At 35.3% G+C, this 21,079-nt stretch carries 14 protein-coding genes; 7 read left to right on the forward strand and 7 right to left on the reverse strand.

The genetic code is table 11. The features are described from left to right. The first annotated feature begins 155 nt into the window (after positions 1–155). Entirely contained in the window at positions 156–728 is a 573-nt protein-coding gene (locus AB1K81_RS16975) for a TetR/AcrR family transcriptional regulator (protein WP_412977871.1), read from the forward strand. Between the two features lie 39 nt (positions 729–767). Then, positions 768–2,195 (forward strand): serine hydrolase domain-containing protein, encoded by a 1,428-nt coding sequence (locus AB1K81_RS16980; RefSeq protein WP_412977872.1) that lies wholly within the window; start codon positions 768–770, stop codon positions 2,193–2,195. Positions 2,196–2,533: 338 nt separating this feature from the next. On the opposite strand, the gene AB1K81_RS16985 is transcribed toward AB1K81_RS16980, so the two are convergent. Beyond that, positions 2,534–2,989 (reverse strand): VOC family protein, encoded by a 456-nt coding sequence (locus tag AB1K81_RS16985; protein ID WP_412977873.1) that lies wholly within the window; start codon positions 2,987–2,989, stop codon positions 2,534–2,536. A gap of 77 nt (positions 2,990–3,066) precedes the next feature. Between AB1K81_RS16985 and AB1K81_RS16990 the strand changes: the two genes are divergently transcribed. The 5 genes from AB1K81_RS16990 to AB1K81_RS17010 all read left to right on the forward strand — a co-directional run bounded on the left by AB1K81_RS16990 (position 3,067) and on the right by AB1K81_RS17010 (position 10,077). Then, the gene (locus AB1K81_RS16990) at positions 3,067–3,975 is read left to right on the forward strand and encodes a helix-turn-helix transcriptional regulator (protein WP_412977874.1); all 909 of its coding nucleotides are present in this window, start codon (positions 3,067–3,069) and stop codon (positions 3,973–3,975) included. Positions 3,976–5,626: 1,651 nt separating this feature from the next. Continuing rightward, positions 5,627–6,040: a hypothetical protein gene (locus AB1K81_RS16995; protein WP_412977875.1), complete on the forward strand. Its 414-nt coding sequence runs from the start codon at positions 5,627–5,629 to the stop codon at positions 6,038–6,040. A gap of 15 nt (positions 6,041–6,055) precedes the next feature. After that, positions 6,056–8,587: an ABC transporter permease family protein gene (locus AB1K81_RS17000; RefSeq protein WP_412977876.1), complete on the forward strand. Its 2,532-nt coding sequence runs from the start codon at positions 6,056–6,058 to the stop codon at positions 8,585–8,587. Further along, positions 8,568–9,248, forward strand: a complete 681-nt coding sequence (locus AB1K81_RS17005) for an ABC transporter ATP-binding protein (RefSeq protein ID WP_412977877.1) — start codon at positions 8,568–8,570, stop codon at positions 9,246–9,248. Before AB1K81_RS17000 ends, AB1K81_RS17005 begins: the two co-directional genes overlap by 20 nt. A 613-nt stretch (positions 9,249–9,861) precedes the next feature. Beyond that, complete coding sequence (locus AB1K81_RS17010; protein ID WP_412977878.1) at positions 9,862–10,077, forward strand: DUF4365 domain-containing protein; 216 nt, start codon at positions 9,862–9,864, stop codon at positions 10,075–10,077. Positions 10,078–10,280: 203 nt separating this feature from the next. Here the strand turns inward: AB1K81_RS17010 and AB1K81_RS17015 are convergent, their stop codons facing one another. From AB1K81_RS17015 to glmS, 6 genes are all read right to left on the reverse strand, one after another. After that, positions 10,281–11,678, reverse strand: a complete 1,398-nt coding sequence (locus AB1K81_RS17015) for a right-handed parallel beta-helix repeat-containing protein (protein ID WP_412977879.1) — start codon at positions 11,676–11,678, stop codon at positions 10,281–10,283. 674 nt (positions 11,679–12,352) lie between these two features. Continuing rightward, positions 12,353–15,625, reverse strand: coding sequence for an ABC transporter permease (locus AB1K81_RS17020; protein WP_412977880.1), 3,273 nt, complete (start codon positions 15,623–15,625; stop codon positions 12,353–12,355). After that, entirely contained in the window at positions 15,622–16,314 is a 693-nt protein-coding gene (locus AB1K81_RS17025) for an ABC transporter ATP-binding protein (RefSeq protein ID WP_412977881.1), read from the reverse strand. The genes AB1K81_RS17020 and AB1K81_RS17025 overlap by 4 nt, the downstream gene beginning before the upstream one ends. Before the next feature lie 1,424 nt (positions 16,315–17,738). Then, entirely contained in the window at positions 17,739–18,083 is a 345-nt protein-coding gene (locus AB1K81_RS17030; protein WP_412977882.1) for a hypothetical protein, read from the reverse strand. A gap of 187 nt (positions 18,084–18,270) precedes the next feature. Beyond that, entirely contained in the window at positions 18,271–18,639 is a 369-nt protein-coding gene (locus AB1K81_RS17035; RefSeq protein WP_412977883.1) for a hypothetical protein, read from the reverse strand. 292 nt (positions 18,640–18,931) lie between these two features. Beyond that, complete coding sequence (gene glmS, locus AB1K81_RS17040) at positions 18,932–20,734, reverse strand: glutamine--fructose-6-phosphate transaminase (isomerizing) (protein ID WP_412977884.1); 1,803 nt, start codon at positions 20,732–20,734, stop codon at positions 18,932–18,934. Positions 20,735–21,079: the final 345 nt, after the last annotated feature.

The raw sequence follows: 21,079 nt of genomic DNA on the forward strand, positions 1-21,079 counted from the left end.
TAAAATTCTTTTTTAATTTTTCTTTACAACTTCTAACATAAGAGGGAAGTACCATTAAAATTCATGTGTATCCATATACCCTAAGCTAGTTGACACAGTGAATTATGAGTAATATAATTTGGTTGGTCAACCAACTAAAATAAGAGGGGATTCAAATGAGTAAAAAGGATAAAAGAAAGCAATTAATTGATGCTGCCTACAAAGTATTTGTTGAAAAAGGATATCTCAACGCTTCGATAAAAGATATTGCAAATGAAGCAAGTATAACACCTGGACTAGTTCATTATTATTTTAAGAATAAAGAGGAACTATTACATTCTGTACAAGAGGAAGTACAAAATCGTTACCAAAAGCAATATGACGGGCATACAGGAGAATCAATTAGCCCGCCAGAGGTTCTACATGAAATAAAAACAAGGGTGGAAAAGGATCCAGATTGGTACCGTTGGAGATATGAAATATATTCTTTAGGGATAAAGGACAAAGGCGGTCATCTCGAAAATCAAGTGGACTCTATTCTCAACAATGGAAGAGAGAGTCTTGCTAATCCTTTGCAACAGATGGTGAAAAATTCCCTAGATGCCAAGGCACTTGCAAGTATATTATTGGCTTGTTTTGATGGCCTGGCATTACAAAAAATAGTCAATGATCAATTTGATATAGACCATTCATATAAACTTTTAACCGAATTAGTAGAGCTTTATATAAAAATTTCGGATTCTGACTAAAGTGTTTAATAAATATTAAGGGTACAAGGGAGAAACCAAATGAGAAAAATAGTCGCGATGTTATTTACTTTAATCCTTATTATCACCCCTTTCCATTCATTTGCAGATAAAAGGATCAATACCACTAACAAAATTCAATCTTTTATGGATAAGGCGCTGGAGGAATATAACATACCTGGTGCCACACTCGCAGTCATACATAAAGAGAATATCATTTTTCAAGATAGCTGGGGGACAATGAGTGACGGTTCACCAGTTAGCGAAGACACAACTTTTCTAATAGGTTCGATAAGTAAGCCTTTAACATCACTTGCAATAATGGGGTTAGTAGATGAAGGGGAAATTAAACTAGATGAACCAATCGAAACGTACATCCCGTGGTTTACCTATCAAACCGATAGTAATAATTCAATAACGGTACGTCATTTATTGGAACAAACCAGTGGGATAAGTGCCTATGAGGGGCTGAAAGTAACAGATCAAGAGAATCGTGATGAACAATCTGGCATCACACAAGCCGTTGAAGAACTAAGCGGCGTAGAATTACGGCAAAGTCCCGGAGAGGTATATGAATATAACTCAGCCAACTATCTGCTATTAGGAGCTATTATTGAGGCGGTTTCTAATCAGGCATTCTCATCCTATATGAATAATCATATTTTCGCACCACTGGATATGCAAAACACGACGGCAGACTATGAAAGTGCTATAGACAAAGGTTTAGTACCTGGCTACCAATCATGGTTTGGTCAACCGGTTAAAGGGGATGGGTTGTATGATCATTCGGGAGCACCATACGGCTATATGACGTCAACTTCAAGTGACCTTATTAAGTTTATTGATTTCATGTTTCAGGGTGGTGAATTATTAAATGAAAGAAGTTTAGCCCAATTACTATCACCACCAGAAAGTGGCCAACGATATGGTTTAGGCTGGCATTTTCCTAGAAGCGGGAATAAATATCCTTATCATACTGGGGCAACAACAGATTATAGATCGGAGATATTCTTAATTCACGAAGAGGAGTTAGGTGCTGTTCTTTTAACGAATAAGTACCATGAACTAGAAGCGGTTGCTTATTTAAGTATGATGGAGGGAATCCGATCCATTATGAATGGGGAAAACCCAGAGTTAACTCCATTGAGTGTTAGTACCCAGTTGATTGTGCTTGGTATCGTATTACTTTTAATTGTTGTTTTTTCTATAAGTTTAATTCGCTTTATTCGTAGAAAAGTCGTTAATAAAAAAGTTTGGATATTTTCTGGTATGCTTTCGATTTTACTCGCTGTTGCTCTCATTCCAATTGTCTCTTTCAGTATAGGAATATCTTGGCGGACTTTTGGACTTTTTGCTCCAGACCTCCAATTTCTTACACACTGCCTTACAGGAGTACTGGGAGTTTACGGGATTTTCATTTTCTTCATTATTATTAAACGAAAGAACTTCAAGAATAGAAAAGAGACTTAAGCACGTTGGTGCACTCTAAATTGCTTGGCTGGTTTGAGTTCGGTATTGTACCGGACTTATATCAGCTAATTTTTTGTGTTATATGCGATAATACGTGTTTACTATTTAATAAAAACGGTTCATATTATTTATTTATTCAGATTCCTATATGCATTTTAACATAAATAATCTAATTCTTAGCTTCATCAACAACAATTAATTCCCGAAGATAAACAGAAATAAAACAGACCCTGAAATTCCTCAATCATGTAAGAAATTCAGGGTCTGTTATGGAAATCTATCTTTGTGTTGGTGCTACGTTAAAAAGTTGATGAGCCCCCAACTTTACTAATACAAATTTAACTTATGAAACCATCCAGAAATTTACTCGCTTCACCATTAAATTTCCACGTTACCCCAAACTTATCAACTAGCATTCCAAAACTTGCTGACCATGGCGTTGAAGATATCGGCATGATCACAGTACCACCTTCTGAAAGCCCTTCAAAATATTGATTATTCATTTCTGGATCAGCATCAATAATACTAATTAGGATTGTATTCCCATTTGTGATTTCGCCTGTCGCAGCTTGCATAAAAGACGGAACATCAGAAATCATTAAAGTATTCCCTGAAAACTCAATTCTAGATTCCATAATCATGTTTTGTTCTTCTTCTGTTAATGGGGCATTGGAATCTTGACCAAAATCACCAAATCTCACCATTTTTACACTAGTTGCTGATAATGCCTTTTCATAAAAGGCTAACGCTTCTTCTGCTCTTCCATCAAATTGTAGATAAGATATTGCTTTCATAACTTAATTCCTCCTTTTCATACTTGTAGTATAATAGTACATAGACGACAACTGTATGTCGTATATGGGAGGAAAATATGAAAAAAATTGAGCGACTTATCTCGATAGTGATGATCTTATTACAAAAAGAAGTTGTGTCAGCATCGGAATTTAGTCGACTTTTTAATGTAACTAGACGAACGATTCAACGTGATATGGAAGCATTAAGTTATGCAAACATCCCCATTTATGCGGAATATGGTGCTGAAGGTGGATATGCGCTAATGGAAGAGTATAAATTCGATAAACGATTACTAAATAACAAGGATATTGAAAATATACTTATAGCTTTAGATGGCTTTGAGAGACTAATTACCAATCAAGAGATTCAAACGACTATTCAAAAAATAAAAGGAATGACCAGCGCAGATATTTCTCCAACTCTTGATTTAACTTTCTATGATTGGCCGGGGAGAAGCCAAATCAACGAAGAGGTTTTATTTATCAAGCAAGCAATTGAGAACAATTGGTTATTAAAATTTGAATATGTGGATCAAATAGGAAACAAAACGTACAGACTCGTAGAACCCTATAAGGTACATTTAAGGGAAATGCATTGGTATCTTTTTGGTTATAGTGTAGAACGGAAAGACTATCGAACGTTTAAATTGACGAGGATAACAAACATCCAAAAAGATGGTTTTTTTGTCCCAAGATCCGATATGGTATTTGAAGAAAAAAAACAACATAATGAACAACAAAGTTTGGTTACTGTACAACTATCGGTAGATGTTGCTGTAAGAGATCAATTTATTGAGAGGTACGGAAAAAATTCCGTTACAAAAGTGACTCCAAGAGAATACCATGCGACAATTGAATTGCCCGAGAATCAATTTTCCTATCAGTTTTTAGCTGGTTTTGGTAATAAAGTTAAAATTTTGAAGCCAAAAAGCTTTATCTCAAAATATTTATACTTTCTAGAGGAAGCAGTGAAGCTCTACAAATAGAATTTTCAATATTTAGCATTGATTTAGTATCGATAGATATCATTCGTTCTGAATTCAATCTTCCTCATAATTGATTAAGAAACCATTATCATTCCACTGACCATACATTGTAATCACCAAAAACCCTCTGTCCCTTAAGGGCAGAGGGTGAAAAACTGTATCTGTTCACTGTATTGAAATTTACCAATTATAATAATATTACTGGACAGTAACTGAACAAATGTTGCATGGAAAAATAGTTCCATTCTAGAATGCATTACTAAACACCCTACTGTACTCAATCCAGAGCGATATCATAATAAAGTTATAACTCTTTTTACAGTTATTAGAACTCCATTAAATAGACATAAAAAAGTGTTCTATACTACGTTACCTTTTTAACCAAACTTGTAATTTAAAACCATATTTTCTATATTGTCTAGTTAATCTAAAGCAACCTATAGCGGGATAAGAGAAGAGCTTCTATTACTGTATTAGTGTTTGATACAGCAGACATTATTTACCTTCCATAAGGTGTTCTTTCAGAATTTTTCGTATAAACCACACTTCATGATATAATTAGAATATAAAGTCTACAAAAAGTTATGGGAGCATCATTTCGAATTTATAGAAAGATAAAAATTAAAAAGGCAGAGGTGTTAAACTCTCTGCGTTTCTTATGTCGTTTTTGGGTATAGTTGTCTTAATTCATTGCTTTCTTGTATACCCATATAATTCTCCCCGACCAAAAGCTTGTTCAATTAACACCAATAGTTATAAAATGTATTAACCTTTGCTTCTTAAAGTAGTGCACACGTTTGTTTAATAAAGACTACTTACTATTATCTTCCTGTTTTATGTGCGTCTCGCTGATTATTAGACTGAGCTTCAATCTTCCCAACCACTTCTCCATATTTACATACTACAACAACTGTTAGATGAAAAAATAGTTCTATACTAAAATGCGTAACTAACACACAAAATACCATTCAAATTTCAGGTCGATGTCATAATAAAGTTATATACTCCTTTTACAATAGAGCAAATAGCTAGAATCTCACAATTTTGTTTCACTAATGTGCGACTAAAAAGGGCTTACATGAATAAAAGCATTGGTGATTTCTTCCGCGACAGACCAATTTGAATTTGGCTTTGATTACAACAGCATATCCTCTACCCTTAAAACAGTAAGAAGGTAATAGCATATCTATTGCTTCTATCAACGAAACTCTACATCTACTAGAATTAGTTAAGGCATAGTTATTTCAACATCACTACGATTAAATAGTAATTCCCCAAAATTAAAGGAATTACAAACAGGACATTTTGCTATATTATTTTTTCCTTATTTCCGCGTTTTTTGTCGAAAACTTTCCAACTTTCCCAATTACGATACAAAATGGTCAAAAATCACCGTATTTATTATATATATTTCCCAATATTTAAAATATACCAATATGTTATAATGACATTGAGTAGTCAGATTCCTCTGATTACTTTTATTGCGTGAAAGGGGGAATAAGGAATGATTCAAAGATTGGGGTTATAGTTTTAGCGTTTTTTTATTTGTAACTGCTGGTGCTTAATTATTAGAGCATTAAATGACAACGCGTACATTCTAGAGGGAGTGTATAGTACAATTAAAAACCATTTAAAAAAGGAGATATCAAAAATGAAAAAGTTGATTAAAAGGCTAATGGTGGGTTTTATAGTAATGGCAGGTTTAACATTTAGCGTCTCCACGGTACAAGCAGATGATCTACAATTAGGTGATGTACTACCTGAAGATATACAATTAAATTCCACTAGGACAGAAACATATTTGAATCCAAAAAGTTTTACTGAAAAACAGAATGTTACAAAAAGGATAACAGTTAGTACTAATATCAATAATGGGAGAAACTCATTAAAATTTAATCCCGGAGATGGTACAGGAACAAAAGAAAGATTAGTGAGCACAACTCTTTCTTACACCTGGTCCCATTACTGGAAGTCATATGGAGACTATAACTACTGGGGACAAGCTACAAATGAAACATATGGCCCTGGTCCAACGGTTTATGGCTTGGCGAATATAACATACTGATGGGAATGAATTAGTATGATTAGAATTAATAAAACAAAAACAATGCTTGTAATAATGACTGTGTTAATCATTACGATTAGCACAGTCTCTTATACTTTATCAATATTAGCTAAAGCAAATGAGCAGGTGACACAGAACATAACAGACTTTTCTCGAGGTTCCTACGATATCTTGATTCGTCCGCCGCATGCAAAAACAGATCTAGAACGGCAATTGAATCTTGTGGAGGAAAACTACCTTGGTATTGGTGATGGCGGAATCTCGATTGCAGAATGGAAAGAAATAAAAAATCACCCTCAAGTAGAAATAGCAGCACCAGTAGCCTCGATTGGTCTATTCACAGCACAAGAACGCACCTTTATGTTGGATAGAAATGAAGAGGATGCAACATATTATGAGGTGGAATATCGAACTAGTGATGGGGTAAATACATATGCAACGGACAGGGAGTACATCTATGATTTTGGAAATAAAGTACCAGGTTCACCGAAATATCCATCCACCATTGATTTACTTAATAATTATCAAGGTAATGATGTTGCGGTATTTAATTTTCCAAAGTCCTACCATCAAGTAGTTGCAATTGATCCGGAAGAAGAGGGGAAACTCACCGGATATGACTTTACCCCTTTAACAGAAGAACCCTATCATATGAATTCCTATAAAGAAAGCAGGTATTCAACTCCAGTCATGAGTTTACGGGACGTTTCAGTACCAGTTACTGTTCAGTTTACAATGGATGGGTTAAAGGATATCACTTCTGAAGAACTAGAGGTATTGGAGCAAAAATTTATTGCGGGACAGCCCATTGTAACCCTTGCTGAGGACCCCTCTCTTTACTTTCATATCCTTGATCAACATATTCATACGAAGCGGATGTTGAAAGAAGAGAGTAACGAGCTTGTACCAGATGCCGGCCATTCACCTTTTCTTAGTCATAGGCTCAAAATTAATGACAATATGACGACGTTTAGATTAATCGGAGGGATTGAAGACCTTGAGGAGGATGAAGTGTATGCTGGGACTTATGATGAGCACAGTCAACGGATAGGATACCTTCTTGAGCCTGTTGTCTATGAAATAAAGGAAGATAACACACTATTCGTAAAGCAGACTGGTTTGGATGATGTGTATAAAGTCCCAACCTATCGCAACCTGAAAGAAGTGGAGTTATATAAATTAAATAAAGATAGATTATATGAAGCGGAAAATGATGAAGAGTATTTTGGGCTAATTGAAAATGGCACGTTTTCAATCAAAGAAAATACGGAGTCATTAGCCTCAGCCCCCCTAGGTATTTATGGGCGAGAAATGCCTTACCTAGCATCCGATGAATCTATCAAGCTACAACCAACAGCTGTGCCAGGTAGCTTCATCACAACCCCTGCACATGGATTAATTGCGATAGAAGAGGCTGAAAGGGTGAAGAGCGATGCGCCAATTGATGCCATCCGTGTGAAAGTAGCAGGGCTAACTGGTTATGATAAGAAAGCCGAAAAGTTAATTGAGGAATTAGCCAATGAGTGGAGAGAACAAGGATTTACCGTTGATATCGTAGCTGGGGCTTCTCTACAGAACCTAACGGTAGATGTAGAAGGGATCGGCCAAGTTGTTCAATCCTTTACGACACTTGGTGCTGCTGGCACAGTCGTATCCAGCTGGAATATGATGCAAGTTGCGTTAACGGTTCTCTATGGATTGGTAGCATTAACATTTGTCGGGTATACTTATTTTATTGTATTGGCTGATAGAAAAAAAGATGAGCAATTACTCGCCCATTTAGGTTGGTCTGAAAAACTTATACGTGGCATCCGATACAAAGAATTCTCGTTCGTTCTCGGTATTCCAATTGCCCTCGTTTCCATCGGATTTATTTGCCTTGGAATATGGAACAATCAGTGGCTGCCTTTTATTATTTCAATTATTGTAAGTGGAGTTAATATTTTATTATTTTTAATAGCTGACAAAATTAAAAAGGATAAAGTACGTTTAATTAAGAGACAATCGAAGTCGGTTACCATACAAAACATTCGATTCTATCGAAATAAATTACTTGCATCTAGTATTCAACTTTTCTTCATGGCAATTTTAACTTGTTTTCTACCATTCTTTTTAATTCAAAATGTAGAACGAACGACCAAAACAAGATTAGGTTCCTTTATACACGGTGAAATAGAAGGGATATTCTATTTGGTTATCGTTTTATTATATGTACTAAGTTTAACCACCGTCTTTCAATCATTAAATCGCATGTGGAATGCACGAAAGTCAGAGATACAGCTATTTCAAATTCTTGGATGGGGTAAAAAGGCTATACAAGGCTATTTTCAAAAAGAAGTTCTTATCTGGGCAGGACTCTCTACTTTGGTTGGTTGGATTACAAGTTTAATCATTACAATCCTAGTAACAGAAATTACAATGATAACCGTTCTATTAGGATTTTTAGGCTTCCTGCTCATTTTGGCAGCTACAATAATAGGATCGACAATAACATTGTATCGTGTGAATGTAAGAAGGGGTGGTAAAATTGCGAATCGAGCTTCATAATGTGAATAAGTCATACGAAACACAGGTTGAGACCGTACATGTTTTAAAGAATATTAATCTTGTTATTGAATCTGGGAAATGGCTGACGATTACCGGTCCATCTGGTTCCGGGAAAACAACGTTATTACGTTGCTTATCTGCGATTGAACAAGCGGATTCAGGGGAAGTTTTATTAGATGCGTTAAACCCTAAATCCTCATCAGAAGAGGAAAGACGTAAATTCCGAAGAGACCATATTGGATACGTGTTCCAGGATTTTCAATTATTTGAACAGTTTGACGTCCTAACCAATGTGGTTGTTCCTCAACTACCGATTAAATCAAGGAAAGATGCCGAAAAAAGAGCAAACGACCTACTCCATTTGGTCGGCCTAAATGATAGAAATCACCATATGCCATCTCAATTATCAGGGGGAGAAAAACAACGTGTCGCAATTGCTAGGGCATTAATGAATGACCCTAAACTAATTCTTTGTGATGAACCAACAGGAAATTTAGATGTCGATAATCGAGATAATATTATGAATTTGCTTAAGGATATACAGAAAAAAGGAGTAACCATTATTCTAGTTACTCATGACCTTGAGTTGGCCAAATATGGAGATTTACAGTTTGAGTTAAGGAACGGGGAATTATCAAGTAAAAATATACCCGTTTTATAGTGAGTATCACGCTATATTTGTAAAGTTTAATATCCATAAAATAACATACCACTAATATAACATTTGCGATTTGGAACTCTAACCCTATATAACGTGCGCAAGTTTGATGAATACATCGGTAGGAGGGAGTATTTAGCACCACCGTACATACGGTTCCGTATACGGCGGTTCAATTTCATACTAAGCATGTACTTTGTTATAATGTTGTAGACAAGAGATTAGTCCAAACCGGACTAATCTTTTATTTGTTATGGTCGTGGGAAGTACCTAAGAATAAGCAATACGAACTGTACCTTTACTGGTGTGGCTATATTTGAAGGCATTAAATTTGTTCATTCCCAATTTTATTAAGTTCGCTCATAGGGATTTTTTAAAGTTAAACAAATAAACCATATATTACACTGACAAAAAAGACTATCCCTTAGGACAGTCTTTTTAAGAATATATATATTTATTTATATCCGCTGTGAAAAATAGTTCATTTTTTATTTCCTTGTCTCTTTAAGTTAGGAAAGCTCAGTAAAGTACATCAATAATATATAGTTTGTTTACTATTCCTACTACTTTTTTATTACCATCTTATGTACCTTTACTTAATAGCAATTCAGATAAAATGTGGCATATCTTTTTTAATGAACAAAACGGAGAAGGATTTATCTATAGAGGAGAATTAAAACATTACAATTATTGGATTAATCACTCCCTTCCAGTTTTATTAATTATATGCCACCCTATAACGAAAGATAGTTATTGGGTACATGTCACAAAGGCTAACACTAAATTATTATCAAAGTCTTGGAAAGTAACTATCCCATTTAATCATCGGTAAGATGTAGAATCAAAATATGAACTAAAGCGTATAGTTACAATAATAGCTTTAATTTCCTTACTTACAGCAATAATTAATCGAAGAAGAGCTAGTATGGAATTATCTCCACTAGCATAGACCCCACATTACTAATAAGAGCAGAACAAGTCTGACGTCTTGTAGATGTTTAGAATATCAAAAGAGCTAGATTATTAGATTCAAAATTAGTCTACAATTTTTTTTGCAGGCGAATCCTTTTTCAGCCTAAAATCATATTTGTTTGCATTTTGATATCCTGGATCTAAATAACTGGATTCTTCATCACTTTTTGAAGCTTTTTTGAATTCCGGAAAAGATGTATATTCTTCCTCTTTCCATATCCAAATACCCGTTTCTCCTTTTTCTTTATGAAATACATTCTTTTGTAGTTTATTTTCTTGATTAGTTGTAAAATAGTTGGAGATAAAAATCCGCGATGGTCCAGCGGTTAAAATATTTCTTTCTATCACATTGTTTTTTGTATCATGTTGTAATAAAAGCTGTCCCCCATATAGCCCCTTCGTGTCATTTCGAAAAAGAATATTTTGAGAGATAGTAGAGTTAATCGTACCTCCACGATTTTCATCATACCCACCAATTGATATCCCGGTGTAAAAGTTGTCATAAATAATATTATTCATTATCTTAATGTTATCAGCGTATTTTTTAGCATGCTCAGAGGTTGCTTCAATTCCAATATCACTTTTATAAATGGTATTCTTTTCAATGGTTATATTCTTTCCACCATCTACATAAATTCCGCCAGCTGAATAATCATCTCCATAAGATGGATTGCCATAAGAAGATATTTCATAAACTTTATTATTCTTTACTATACCATTTCGCACATAGTCCACTTTTTTATCATTTGACGTGCCTTCATAACCAATCATATCGATCCCAATATTATCACTTCGGCGAACTATATTATTTTCCACTTTAAAACCGTCAATATTTCCATTTAGGACAAGAGATTCACTTGAACCGAGTTTTAAATCTTGCAACGTATTATTCACAATATTTATATCTTTCATTGTGCCAGTTCCATATATAGCTATCCCATGTCCATTCCCATTATCCGCATGGGTTTCAATCCGCTGAACATTGTTATTTTCTATTGTAATATGGTTGCTAGATCCTGTTACATAAATCCCCATTACTGTTTCATCTGCTAAATCAGTAGATAAATCCTGAATAATTAGTCCACTAATGGTCACGTAGTTTTTATTATTTATCGTAACTAAGGATGTATCTCCTTCAACATCCTTAAGGTCCTTTCCACTAAGCACAACTTTCTCCTTGTTGTAGGCTTTAAAAGTAATTGGTTTTGATTTGGTGCCACTATGTTCAACCACAAGCTTTTCATTATAGTTTCCTTTACGTATGAGGACGGTTGTCCCAGCATCTGCTTCTGAAGCCGCTTTTTTTAGTGTGCGAAATGGCTTTGATCTTGTACCAGCATTTTGATCATTTCCATTTATAGCTACGTAAATAGTTTGATCATGCTTATCAAATATACTGTTTAAAACAAAAACAATCATGATAGCAGTTGAAGCAAATAGGATTAAATAGACTTTTTTCATTAAATCATTCCTTTTCCCATATGTCTCTCACCTCTATACTTTTAAAAAAAGGCAATTTATCATCCACTCTTCTTCCACTAAGCTGCCCCGTTAATTGAAGTACTTAATACTCTAAATGTTATATGTATTTTAACATAAACATCCAATTCTTAGCTCAAATAGTTCCTCAACAATTAAGCCCGACAAATTGTAAGATTTTCTATCATTATAAAGTAACCAAATAAAAAAACCCTCTGTTCCTATTAGTGGCAGAGGGTGAAAAAATGTATCTATCTACTTTATTGAAATTTACCAACTTTATTGTAAATTTACTAACTATAATGCAAATGTACGAAGTTTAATGTAAATTTACGAACTATAATGTTACTGGACAATAGACAACATTGTTCACGGACATTATTGTTGGTAACTAAAGAATCCTTTCGTATCAAGGTATTCACCGTTTTGATACATTTTTTAAAATTACATTAATGTTGGTAACTGGATTTTCCCCATTTTATAACTCTGACATTAATGTTAGTAACTAAACATAATTAATTTGTACGACGTTAATTATCGGGAAGGCTTCATATAACTTTCTTTAATTTGCTGTAATTAAACAAGTACCCCTGTATTCTTTTAATACAGAGGTACCATATAAGGGCTTCATTCACTTTCATTAACAAATTTGATGCCTAATTAAATCTAATCATTATACCCTTTCCGATTGTTCGGTTCTTAAACAATAAGCCATAACTTACAACAGATTCCGGAACAGTGAATTCTAACACTGCACGAATACTTCCTCCATGGTATCCTTTTAACCATTGTTCTTCTTCCCATGCTTCTGCATCAAGCACCTTAATATCTTCTGGAAGAAAAGTTGATTCATCAACAATAAGCGAAAAGTCTTTCTTCGGGCGCATTTCATAGGTAGCAGAATCTAATATTTCAAAGGAATACTCTATTGCGATATTTTTCATCCCTGTTTCAGGTGCCGGTAAGGTACTCTTTACTTCTTTAGCTGAATAGAGTAGTACACCACCCCACCCCGCATCTTTACTGGTTTCATCTGAATTAAATTCCAACAAATACTCCCTAGGTACTTCTTGGCTACCCTCGTTATCAGGTTCACTGGAAGCTGGACTTTTTTCAACTTTATTCTTAGTCTCCCCATCCGCAATATCCCCTTCTGTCGGGCTAAATGCTTGTTCCACCTCACCTTTGGAAACATCCCGTTCAATATTTGGTGCAACCTTTACCATAGTAAACAAAAAGGTGCCAACTAATAAAGTAAATGTAGAAATTACAACCCATCTCAAACGTCGCTCAGAAGTTTTTTTATTGGAGAAGTTTCCTCCAATTCCCTGACTAGGTACAATACGAACCGCACGCTCTGCTGGGAAGATTGTTCCGATTAAACCAATCACTACTGGAATTAATCCAGTTGCCAATATGAATGAAATCTCCTCTGTAGGAAATGCACCGTATAAACCCCACATCATCAGAAATGCAAGTGCCAGACCAATTATTGCAGCAAAAAAACCACTAAACACCCCTTCGGCAAGGATTAGCCTACGAATACTCCATCTTTTCCATCCTATCGCCTGCAGTAAGGAAATTTCTTCACTCCTTTCCGAAACATTTTGCCACATAATTTCAGCAGTTGTTAGGACGGCAATAATTAATGACACTATGATTGCAACATAATGAGCGGGTCCTATCTCTAATGCCACGTACTCCCCTAGTAGTGATGTATACATAATCCCTCTAAGTCGAAAAGTAATGTACAAAAATACAGCCAAGAGGGCAGTTGGTAAGGCTATAGAAATAACCGAAAGAATACTCCGCTTCCACTTTCCAATAAAATGGTTAAATGCCATACGATTAATTCCTTTGGCTCGGAACAATCGCTTACTTTTACCAGATATTTCTCCTGTACGCATTGCTTCATAAGAGGAAATATTCCGGGTTAAAACCATCGGAATGAATGATCCTAGTACATAAACAATAAGTCCAAACAAACCAGTCCATAAGAAACGGTTAAATGATATTGTTGCTTCACCTGACATATACACAAAGCCAAGCATCATCCAAGAAATTAATGCAACAAAAACACCCATTATGCTAGACTCTATAAATAATAATCGACTTAATTGATTTGGTCTCCAACCAACAGATAATAATACCGCAAATTCTTTTCTCCTAGCCAACAAGTTAACTATTCCAGATGCCCAGACGTAAACAATTGCTACAGCTATTACACTTGCAACCACACCTGAAAAGCCAATTTTAGTTTCTCTAAAGATAGATATAGAAGATCCAATATTCACCCATGGTTGTTGTAACCAACCTATATCGCTTTCATCATTTAATCCGGGAACAAATGTTAATGCTAACTGTGGTGAGGAACCTAAAGTGATGTCTGTGATAAGACCAGTTTTATTATCAATCTCTGAGGCAACTTTTTCTAATATTTTTTGACTCTCATCACTTAAATCCGTAACACCTGCAACTTTAATCCGAATCGCCGAAATTGGTTCATCACCTAGTATTTTTTCGGCCACTTCAATTGTGGTAAGCATTCCTGGAGGTTCTGTTAAAAAGTAATTTGGATCCCCGATAGGCTTTAATTGTTTTGGTGGATTCACTGGATTACCTTCAGTATCCATTACAAATTCGGCAGTTGCTGGTCGATAGGTTTCCATTGGCAATTCTGTCGTTGGATCCTTTGAAATTGCTAGTTTACTAGCATCATAGAAGCCAATCCAGCTTGGTTTAATTCGAGGATAATTAATAAATTCCTCCTCTATTAAAACCGGTTCACGATAGGATTCTTGATTTCTATATAATGGTACGGTATTTTCCCCATTTTGAAATGGTATTACTTGATACGTATATGGCCACCTATCCGCATAAGGGCTTCCAATTTCGTGGTACTCCAGTGGACTCGGTTTATAAACCATCCCAGTTATGTTATCCTCGCCAGAATTTCCAATAATCTCCTCTGATTCTTCCTTATCTTCAACCGGAAGTACTTTACCAGTTTTCCAGTCCACACCCGTCTTTTCATTAATAAACTTTTGAAAGGCTTCTTCACCCGTATAGGTAAATGTCTCGACAACCTTTCCTTCTATAGAATCTAGATATTTTCCTCCTCCATTTTCTTTTACCATTTCCATTACTTCATTTGCATTCTCTTTGTTAATAGGTATGTTCAAACGTTCAAATGTAATACTTTCTACTTTATCTACGAATGTTTGTTGATTTACGATGATTGGAAACTCATGATGTCCTCCGTTAGTTTCATTAAAGTAATATTCATCAGACTCATTAAAATACCTACTTGTTCCCAAGGGAATGATTGCCTCATCTAAGCCGACTAGTTTTGCTTCTTGCTCTGGATCAATTCCAGCTAACAGTGAATAAGAGTAAACAGTTAAATCCGGGTAAGGGCTACCTACTCCATATTCTGGGCCCTTATTCATATTATCCCAAATATCACTTACAAAATAATAATCAGATATGTCATTTCTTTTACCTAACCCGTTGTCAACCGTGGTCTTCATTATCCTCCTATAAATGCCGTCCTCTGGCAATTCTGCATAACCAAAGTTAACCTCATAGTCAGCATAGCCAATCATCGCAATTGGCGCTGCAACTTCAACACCCGGAATATCCTTAATAGCTTCATATTGCTCAACACTAATGCCACCACTTAAGCCACTTAGGTAGTTCGGTTCTAGTAACTTTTTCTCCTCTGTCACGCTTCGAGTCCCCTCGGGTCGGACTACAATATCATACGAAGCAGACCACCGTTTCTGTAAGGTATCAACGACGGTTCCTTTATTTGTCTCAGATAACCCAATTAGGTAAGTTAATCCGGCACTTACAATAAAGGCACCAATGATGAGAAGAATAAACCGTTCCTTCCGTCTCCACCAATTTTGCCAAATAAAGCGAATCATGAAGGGACACCAGCCTTATCAGAAAGCACTACCCCATCCTTCATTGTGATAATACGATTGGCCTTAGCTGCTAGTGCTGGATCATGAGTTACAAATAACACACCACAGCTTTCTTGCTCATTTAACTCTTTTAATAAATCATAAATACGTTCACCAGTTTCCGTATCTAAATTACCGGTAGGCTCATCCGCGAGTAACCAGCTAGGCTTATGGACAATCGCTCTTGCAATGGCAACACGTTGCTGTTGACCACCTGACAATTGCGACGGAAGTGAATTCATTTTATCTTGTAGGCCTACTTGTTCTAAGACTTCTTTCGCTCGTTCCAATTTGTTGTATGGGACTTTTCGGGAAAACAATGGAGTTAGGACATTTTCTAGGGCAGTTAAAGTGGGAAGTAGATGAAATTGTTGAAAGATAAACCCGATTTCTTGAAAGCGAAAATCTGCAATTTTACTTTTACTCTTTTTAAAGATTTCTTCACCATCATATGTAATGGTGCCTTCACTAGGCTTGTCTAAGGTCCCTAGTAAACTTAACAAGGTAGATTTACCTGAACCTGATGGACCAATGATCGCCGTAAATTCTCCTTTTTCAAACGTTAAATCCACATTTTTTAATGCTATCGTTTTCGTTCCATCTCCTTTAAACGCCTTCTCTACATTCTGACAAATAATTTGTTGTATCAAATTTCACCCCTTCTTTCATATATCATATTTTCTTTCTCTATTTAGCATTACATTACACTCCGCCAGTACATAATGTCAACGAATAGTTTGAATTTTAATACAATTATTCAGTGAAATTTGTTTTATTAAATTAAAATAAAATAGCCCCGTTCAAAGAGAACCAGACTACTAATAAAACTTTTATACAATAAGACAATGTGACCTATATAAATTAATAAAATTGTAATTTTGAGTACCATCTGCACAAAACCAATCACAATCGATAGAGAATCGTACATTGCAGTTTTCAAATGATTTAGGAAGTATACTTCAGCACTTTTTTGATATTCCATGAGTTGAAGTCTTATTGTATCACCCCCATCAATGCTATATAATTTTTTCGGGTTATAAGCCTGATTACTCAGCTCCTCGTTAGTTTGCACACTATATTAATTACATTGTCGAACTTGATAGACGTTCCCGTGATTATTTATACCTTAGTAATTTCAGTTCCATAGCCCCTATTATCTCAGCTTGATCGCCCTCAGATAAACTTCTAAATAGTGTAATCAATTTTCTTCCTTACTATTCCCCTGCCAAAAAGTTCTTCCCCGCTTCCCTTCCCCTCTCACTCCCCTCAAGCCCTTGCCGCTCTAAGCCCCACCCTCTTATCTCGCCTTTTTTCTTCATTCCATTATGTTATATAGTTCTTCCCCAAAACACCCATTTTCGACCTCTTTTTTCCGTTCTGGGTTGTATCGAATATTCGGACAATGTTAAATAGTTCTTCCATAATGGAGGGAAGAATCAAGAGAAAAGATTGAAAAAACACGTTGAGAAATACACGAAAAAGAACTGAAACCCTACGGGTTTATACAGTGAGGAAAACAACGGAATAGACACAAGAGAATTTGAGAAAGGTTGTTTGGAACCCTTATTGAACAAGTGATTGAGGGATATTGAGTAAAAGAAAAAGGACTGGATCATATTGAATCCAGCCCCGAGTTGATATTGATTTTTGATTGAAAAAACCTATTGAATAATGATTGATTACATAATAGACAGCCCGCTGCTCTTCCCGCTTCCTTGCCGTTTGGATACCAACTATTTAGCAGTAGGTACCGACTTTTTAGCGTGGGGAAGAAGAATAAGACAGAGAGATTGTCCAGTAACATTATAGTTAGTAAATATAGAATGCCTATATAACAAGTGATTTACGTTCTTCTGCAAACAAAATAATTACATTAAAGTTAGTAAATTTGCATGGCCGGAAAAATATTAATTACATTAAAGTTAGTAAATTTTCCCCACTTTCTGTAGATATATTTTGGAGAATAAAAAGCCTAATTGTTTTAATTAAACAATTAGGCTCAGCTCACTTTATTGTAAATTTGGCTTGTTCAATTAAAGCACCCTTTAGCAAAATAAGATTATCAAAATAATAATTATTTTCCACGTTTCTCTACAATCAATCCAATTATGATTCCTACAATAATTGCTCCTAAAAAGACTGGGAAAGCCAGATTGTGCAATGTTAATGCGTAAGGTGAAGTGTAGTTAATTACAAAAAACAAAAAAAATGCTCCAATAATAAAGAATGATAATGAAACAAAAAATGATTTATAAAAATTCAAATGATAAAACCTTGCAATTATAAATGTAAAAATAAGTGTAGGAAAAAATATCAATATACGTCCTTCTACATGAACAAGGTCTATCGCAATCAGGTAATACATTATAATGCTAAATCCAAATGCTACAAAGTATGGATAGTATCTAAGTAATTTCATAAGTTCACCCTCTCTTTCTAACTTTGAATGAATTTCTATTTTTATTAAACTCTTCTGCTCCTATAGTTAAATAACATCCACCTCAACAATAGCATAATATTCAGAAAATAATAATAGAATTTTGACACATCAAGGTAATCCAGTTGGATCACCTTTTTTTAACTATTGCACCCTTTAGTTAAATTGATTAATCAAGATAGATTCTTTCTAAGGTAAATTCATTACGATTATCATAAGCCTTCAAAAGTACTTGAAATAATTTACCTTCTGATAAGTCATTCCAAATTTCAGTAATGTTTCCCACTCTGAATTCTTCATTTTCAACTATGTTAAATGTTTCTTTTTCATTAAAATTAGCCTTTTTAACTCCAAAGTCTCCTTCTACAGCTACAACATATTCATTATTATCTTGTTTTAATTCTCTAATTTCTATTGTTCCGTAATAGGAAGTTGAGGCATAATAATTAAATAGAAAAATAAACGACAATAATAATACGCCAAATATAATTATAATTTTCCCTTTTCCTATTCTTCTCTTTCTTTTATTTGCTACCATTAGTTCTCTCCTTGCCACAGTTTTCATCTTATTAAACTATCCTGCTCCGTTAGTTGAAGTACTTAATATTCAGAATCCTATATGTATTTTAACATAAATATCCAATTCTTAGTTTCATCAACAATTGGCTCCCATAAATTTTAAGATAATCACAACAAAGTAACCATATAAAAAACCCTCTGTTCCTATTTTAGAACAGAGGGTTAAAAAAATGTTTCTATCCACTTTATTGAAATTTACCAACTATAATGTTACTGGACACTAGACACCATCTTTTTTTATACTTAACCTCCTACTCCACCGTTACACTCTTAGCCAAGTTACGAGGCTTATCAACATCTGCTCCACGGTGTAGAGCTGCATAATATGCGATAATTTGTAACGGAATAACCGCTGCAAGTGGTGTTAATAATTCGTGTACCGCTGGGATAACGAATGCATCGTCATCTTGTTCAAGACCTTTCATGCTAATGATCAGGGCGTTGGCACCACGTGCAACTACTTCTTGAACATTACCGCGAATGGAATAGTTCACACTCTCTTGTGTTGCAATAGCAATTACTGGAGTACCTTTTTCAATCAATGCGATAGTTCCGTGTTTTAATTCTCCACCTGCAAAGCCTTCCGCTTGGATATAAGAAATTTCTTTTAGTTTCAATGATCCTTCTAAAGAAACATAATAATCCATACCGCGTCCAATATAGAATGCATTGCGAGTCGTTTCTAAATATTCTTTTGTAAGCTGTTCTAGCTCTTCTTTTTGTGCAGTTAAAACGTCCATCGCATTCGCAACAATCGCAAGCTCTTGCATTAAGTCAAAGTCTACCTTAATACCTTTTGCATGTGCAGTGTCTACCGCTAAAATAGAAAGTACTGCAATCTGTGCCGTGTAAGCTTTTGTCGATGCTACTGCGATCTCAGGTCCTGCATGTAGGTGTAATGTGTAATCTGCTTCACGAGAAAGGGTGGATCCTGGCACGTTCGTTACGGTTAGTGCTGGATATCCCATTTCTTTAATCTTAACTAATACTGTACGACTATCTGCCGTTTCTCCACTTTGAGAAATGAAGATAAATAACGGTTTTTCTGACAATAATGGCATGTTGTAAGAGAATTCACTAGCAACATGAACCTCTACTGGAATTTGTGCGATTTTTTCAATTAAGTTTTTACCCACTAGACCAGCATGATAGCTAGTTCCAGCTGCAATGATATAAATACGGTCACTAGCCTTCATTGCTGCACGAATATCTTCATCCAATTTAAGTTCATTATCTTCATTCTGATATTCTTTGATGATTTTACGCATCACGATAGGCTGCTCATCAATTTCTTTAAGCATGAAGTGTGGGTACGTACCTTTTTCAATATCACTTGCATCAATTAATGCAGTAAACGGTTTGCGTTCTTGCACTTCACCATCAAGCTGTTGGATGGTTACAGATTCACGATTCACGACAACGATTTCTTTATCGTGAATTTCAAGATATTGATCTGTTACCTTTAATGTAGCCATTGCGTCACTTGCAACGACATTAAATCCATTACCTAATCCAACTAATAAAGGACTTTTATTTTTAGAAACATAAAGTGTTTCCGGATCTTCATTGTCGATCATAGCAATCGCATAAGAACCTTTTAAAAGCTCCATAGTTTGGCGGAAGCTTTCTAGTGTACTTTGGTTAGTTTCATAAAACTTTTCAATTAATTGAACAATAACTTCTGTGTCCGTTTCACTCTTAAACGTAACATCTTGAAGGTATTCACGCTTTAAATCTAGATAGTTCTCAATAACACCATTATGCACAAGAGTAAATCTCCCGTTAGCACTTTGATGAGGGTGAGCATTATCTACACTAGGCTCTCCATGTGTAGCCCAACGCGTATGACCAATCCCCATTGTCGCATGAATCGTTTCATCTACTGATTCTCTTAAAGCAGCGATTCTGCCTTTTACTTTGAAAAGATTTAATCCACTATCATTAAGTACTGCAATACCTGCAGAGTCATATCCACGATATTCTAGTTTTTCTAGTCCGTTTAGTAATACTTCTTTTGAATCCTGTTGTCCGATATATCCTACAATTCCACACATTCGTTGTGTTCCTCCTCTAAGGGGCAACAAACGACCTATGAAAGATGAAATTACTTTCTACGGGGCGTAGTGCTGCCCCTTTCTCGTGTTTTAGTCTATTATTACACTCAACTTTTTTCCTTTGTGCAATAGGTCACCCTACTGTTTTTCGAAAAAAGCATGACGACTGGAGTGTGCAATCGGAAGGCACCCGCCGATAAATCTCGATAACCTTCTTCCTCGTCAACTATTTTCAATTTCCGTACAGAAAATAGTCCAGGCGCTTTATTATTATTTGCTACGATCCTCCTTACTATTTCATTTTTTTAGTCACCCTATTCTTGGCAAAAAATAACCTGAAGAATA

It is taken from the genome of Ornithinibacillus jepli (genome assembly GCF_047228935.1).
Lineage (GTDB): Bacteria > Bacillota > Bacilli > Bacillales > Amphibacillaceae > Ornithinibacillus.

Excerpts from the sequence above, each read along its gene's own strand:
- AB1K81_RS17035 (WP_412977883.1), bottom strand. The coding sequence starts at position 18,639 with ATGGTAGCAAATAAAAGAAAGAGAAGAATAGGAAAAGGGAAAATTATA.
- AB1K81_RS16995 (WP_412977875.1), top strand. The coding sequence starts at position 5,627 with ATGAAAAAGTTGATTAAAAGGCTAATGGTGGGTTTTATAGTAATGGCA.
- AB1K81_RS17000 (WP_412977876.1), top strand. The coding sequence starts at position 6,056 with ATGATTAGAATTAATAAAACAAAAACAATGCTTGTAATAATGACTGTG.
- AB1K81_RS16975 (WP_412977871.1), top strand. The coding sequence starts at position 156 with ATGAGTAAAAAGGATAAAAGAAAGCAATTAATTGATGCTGCCTACAAA.
- AB1K81_RS16980 (WP_412977872.1), top strand. The coding sequence starts at position 768 with ATGAGAAAAATAGTCGCGATGTTATTTACTTTAATCCTTATTATCACC.
- AB1K81_RS17020 (WP_412977880.1), bottom strand. The coding sequence starts at position 15,625 with ATGATTCGCTTTATTTGGCAAAATTGGTGGAGACGGAAGGAACGGTTT.
- glmS (WP_412977884.1), bottom strand. The coding sequence starts at position 20,734 with ATGTGTGGAATTGTAGGATATATCGGACAACAGGATTCAAAAGAAGTA.
- AB1K81_RS17030 (WP_412977882.1), bottom strand. The coding sequence starts at position 18,083 with ATGAAATTACTTAGATACTATCCATACTTTGTAGCATTTGGATTTAGC.
- AB1K81_RS16985 (WP_412977873.1), bottom strand. The coding sequence starts at position 2,989 with ATGAAAGCAATATCTTATCTACAATTTGATGGAAGAGCAGAAGAAGCG.
- AB1K81_RS16990 (WP_412977874.1), top strand. The coding sequence starts at position 3,067 with ATGAAAAAAATTGAGCGACTTATCTCGATAGTGATGATCTTATTACAA.
- AB1K81_RS17015 (WP_412977879.1), bottom strand. The coding sequence starts at position 11,678 with ATGAAAAAAGTCTATTTAATCCTATTTGCTTCAACTGCTATCATGATT.
- AB1K81_RS17010 (WP_412977878.1), top strand. The coding sequence starts at position 9,862 with ATGTGGCATATCTTTTTTAATGAACAAAACGGAGAAGGATTTATCTAT.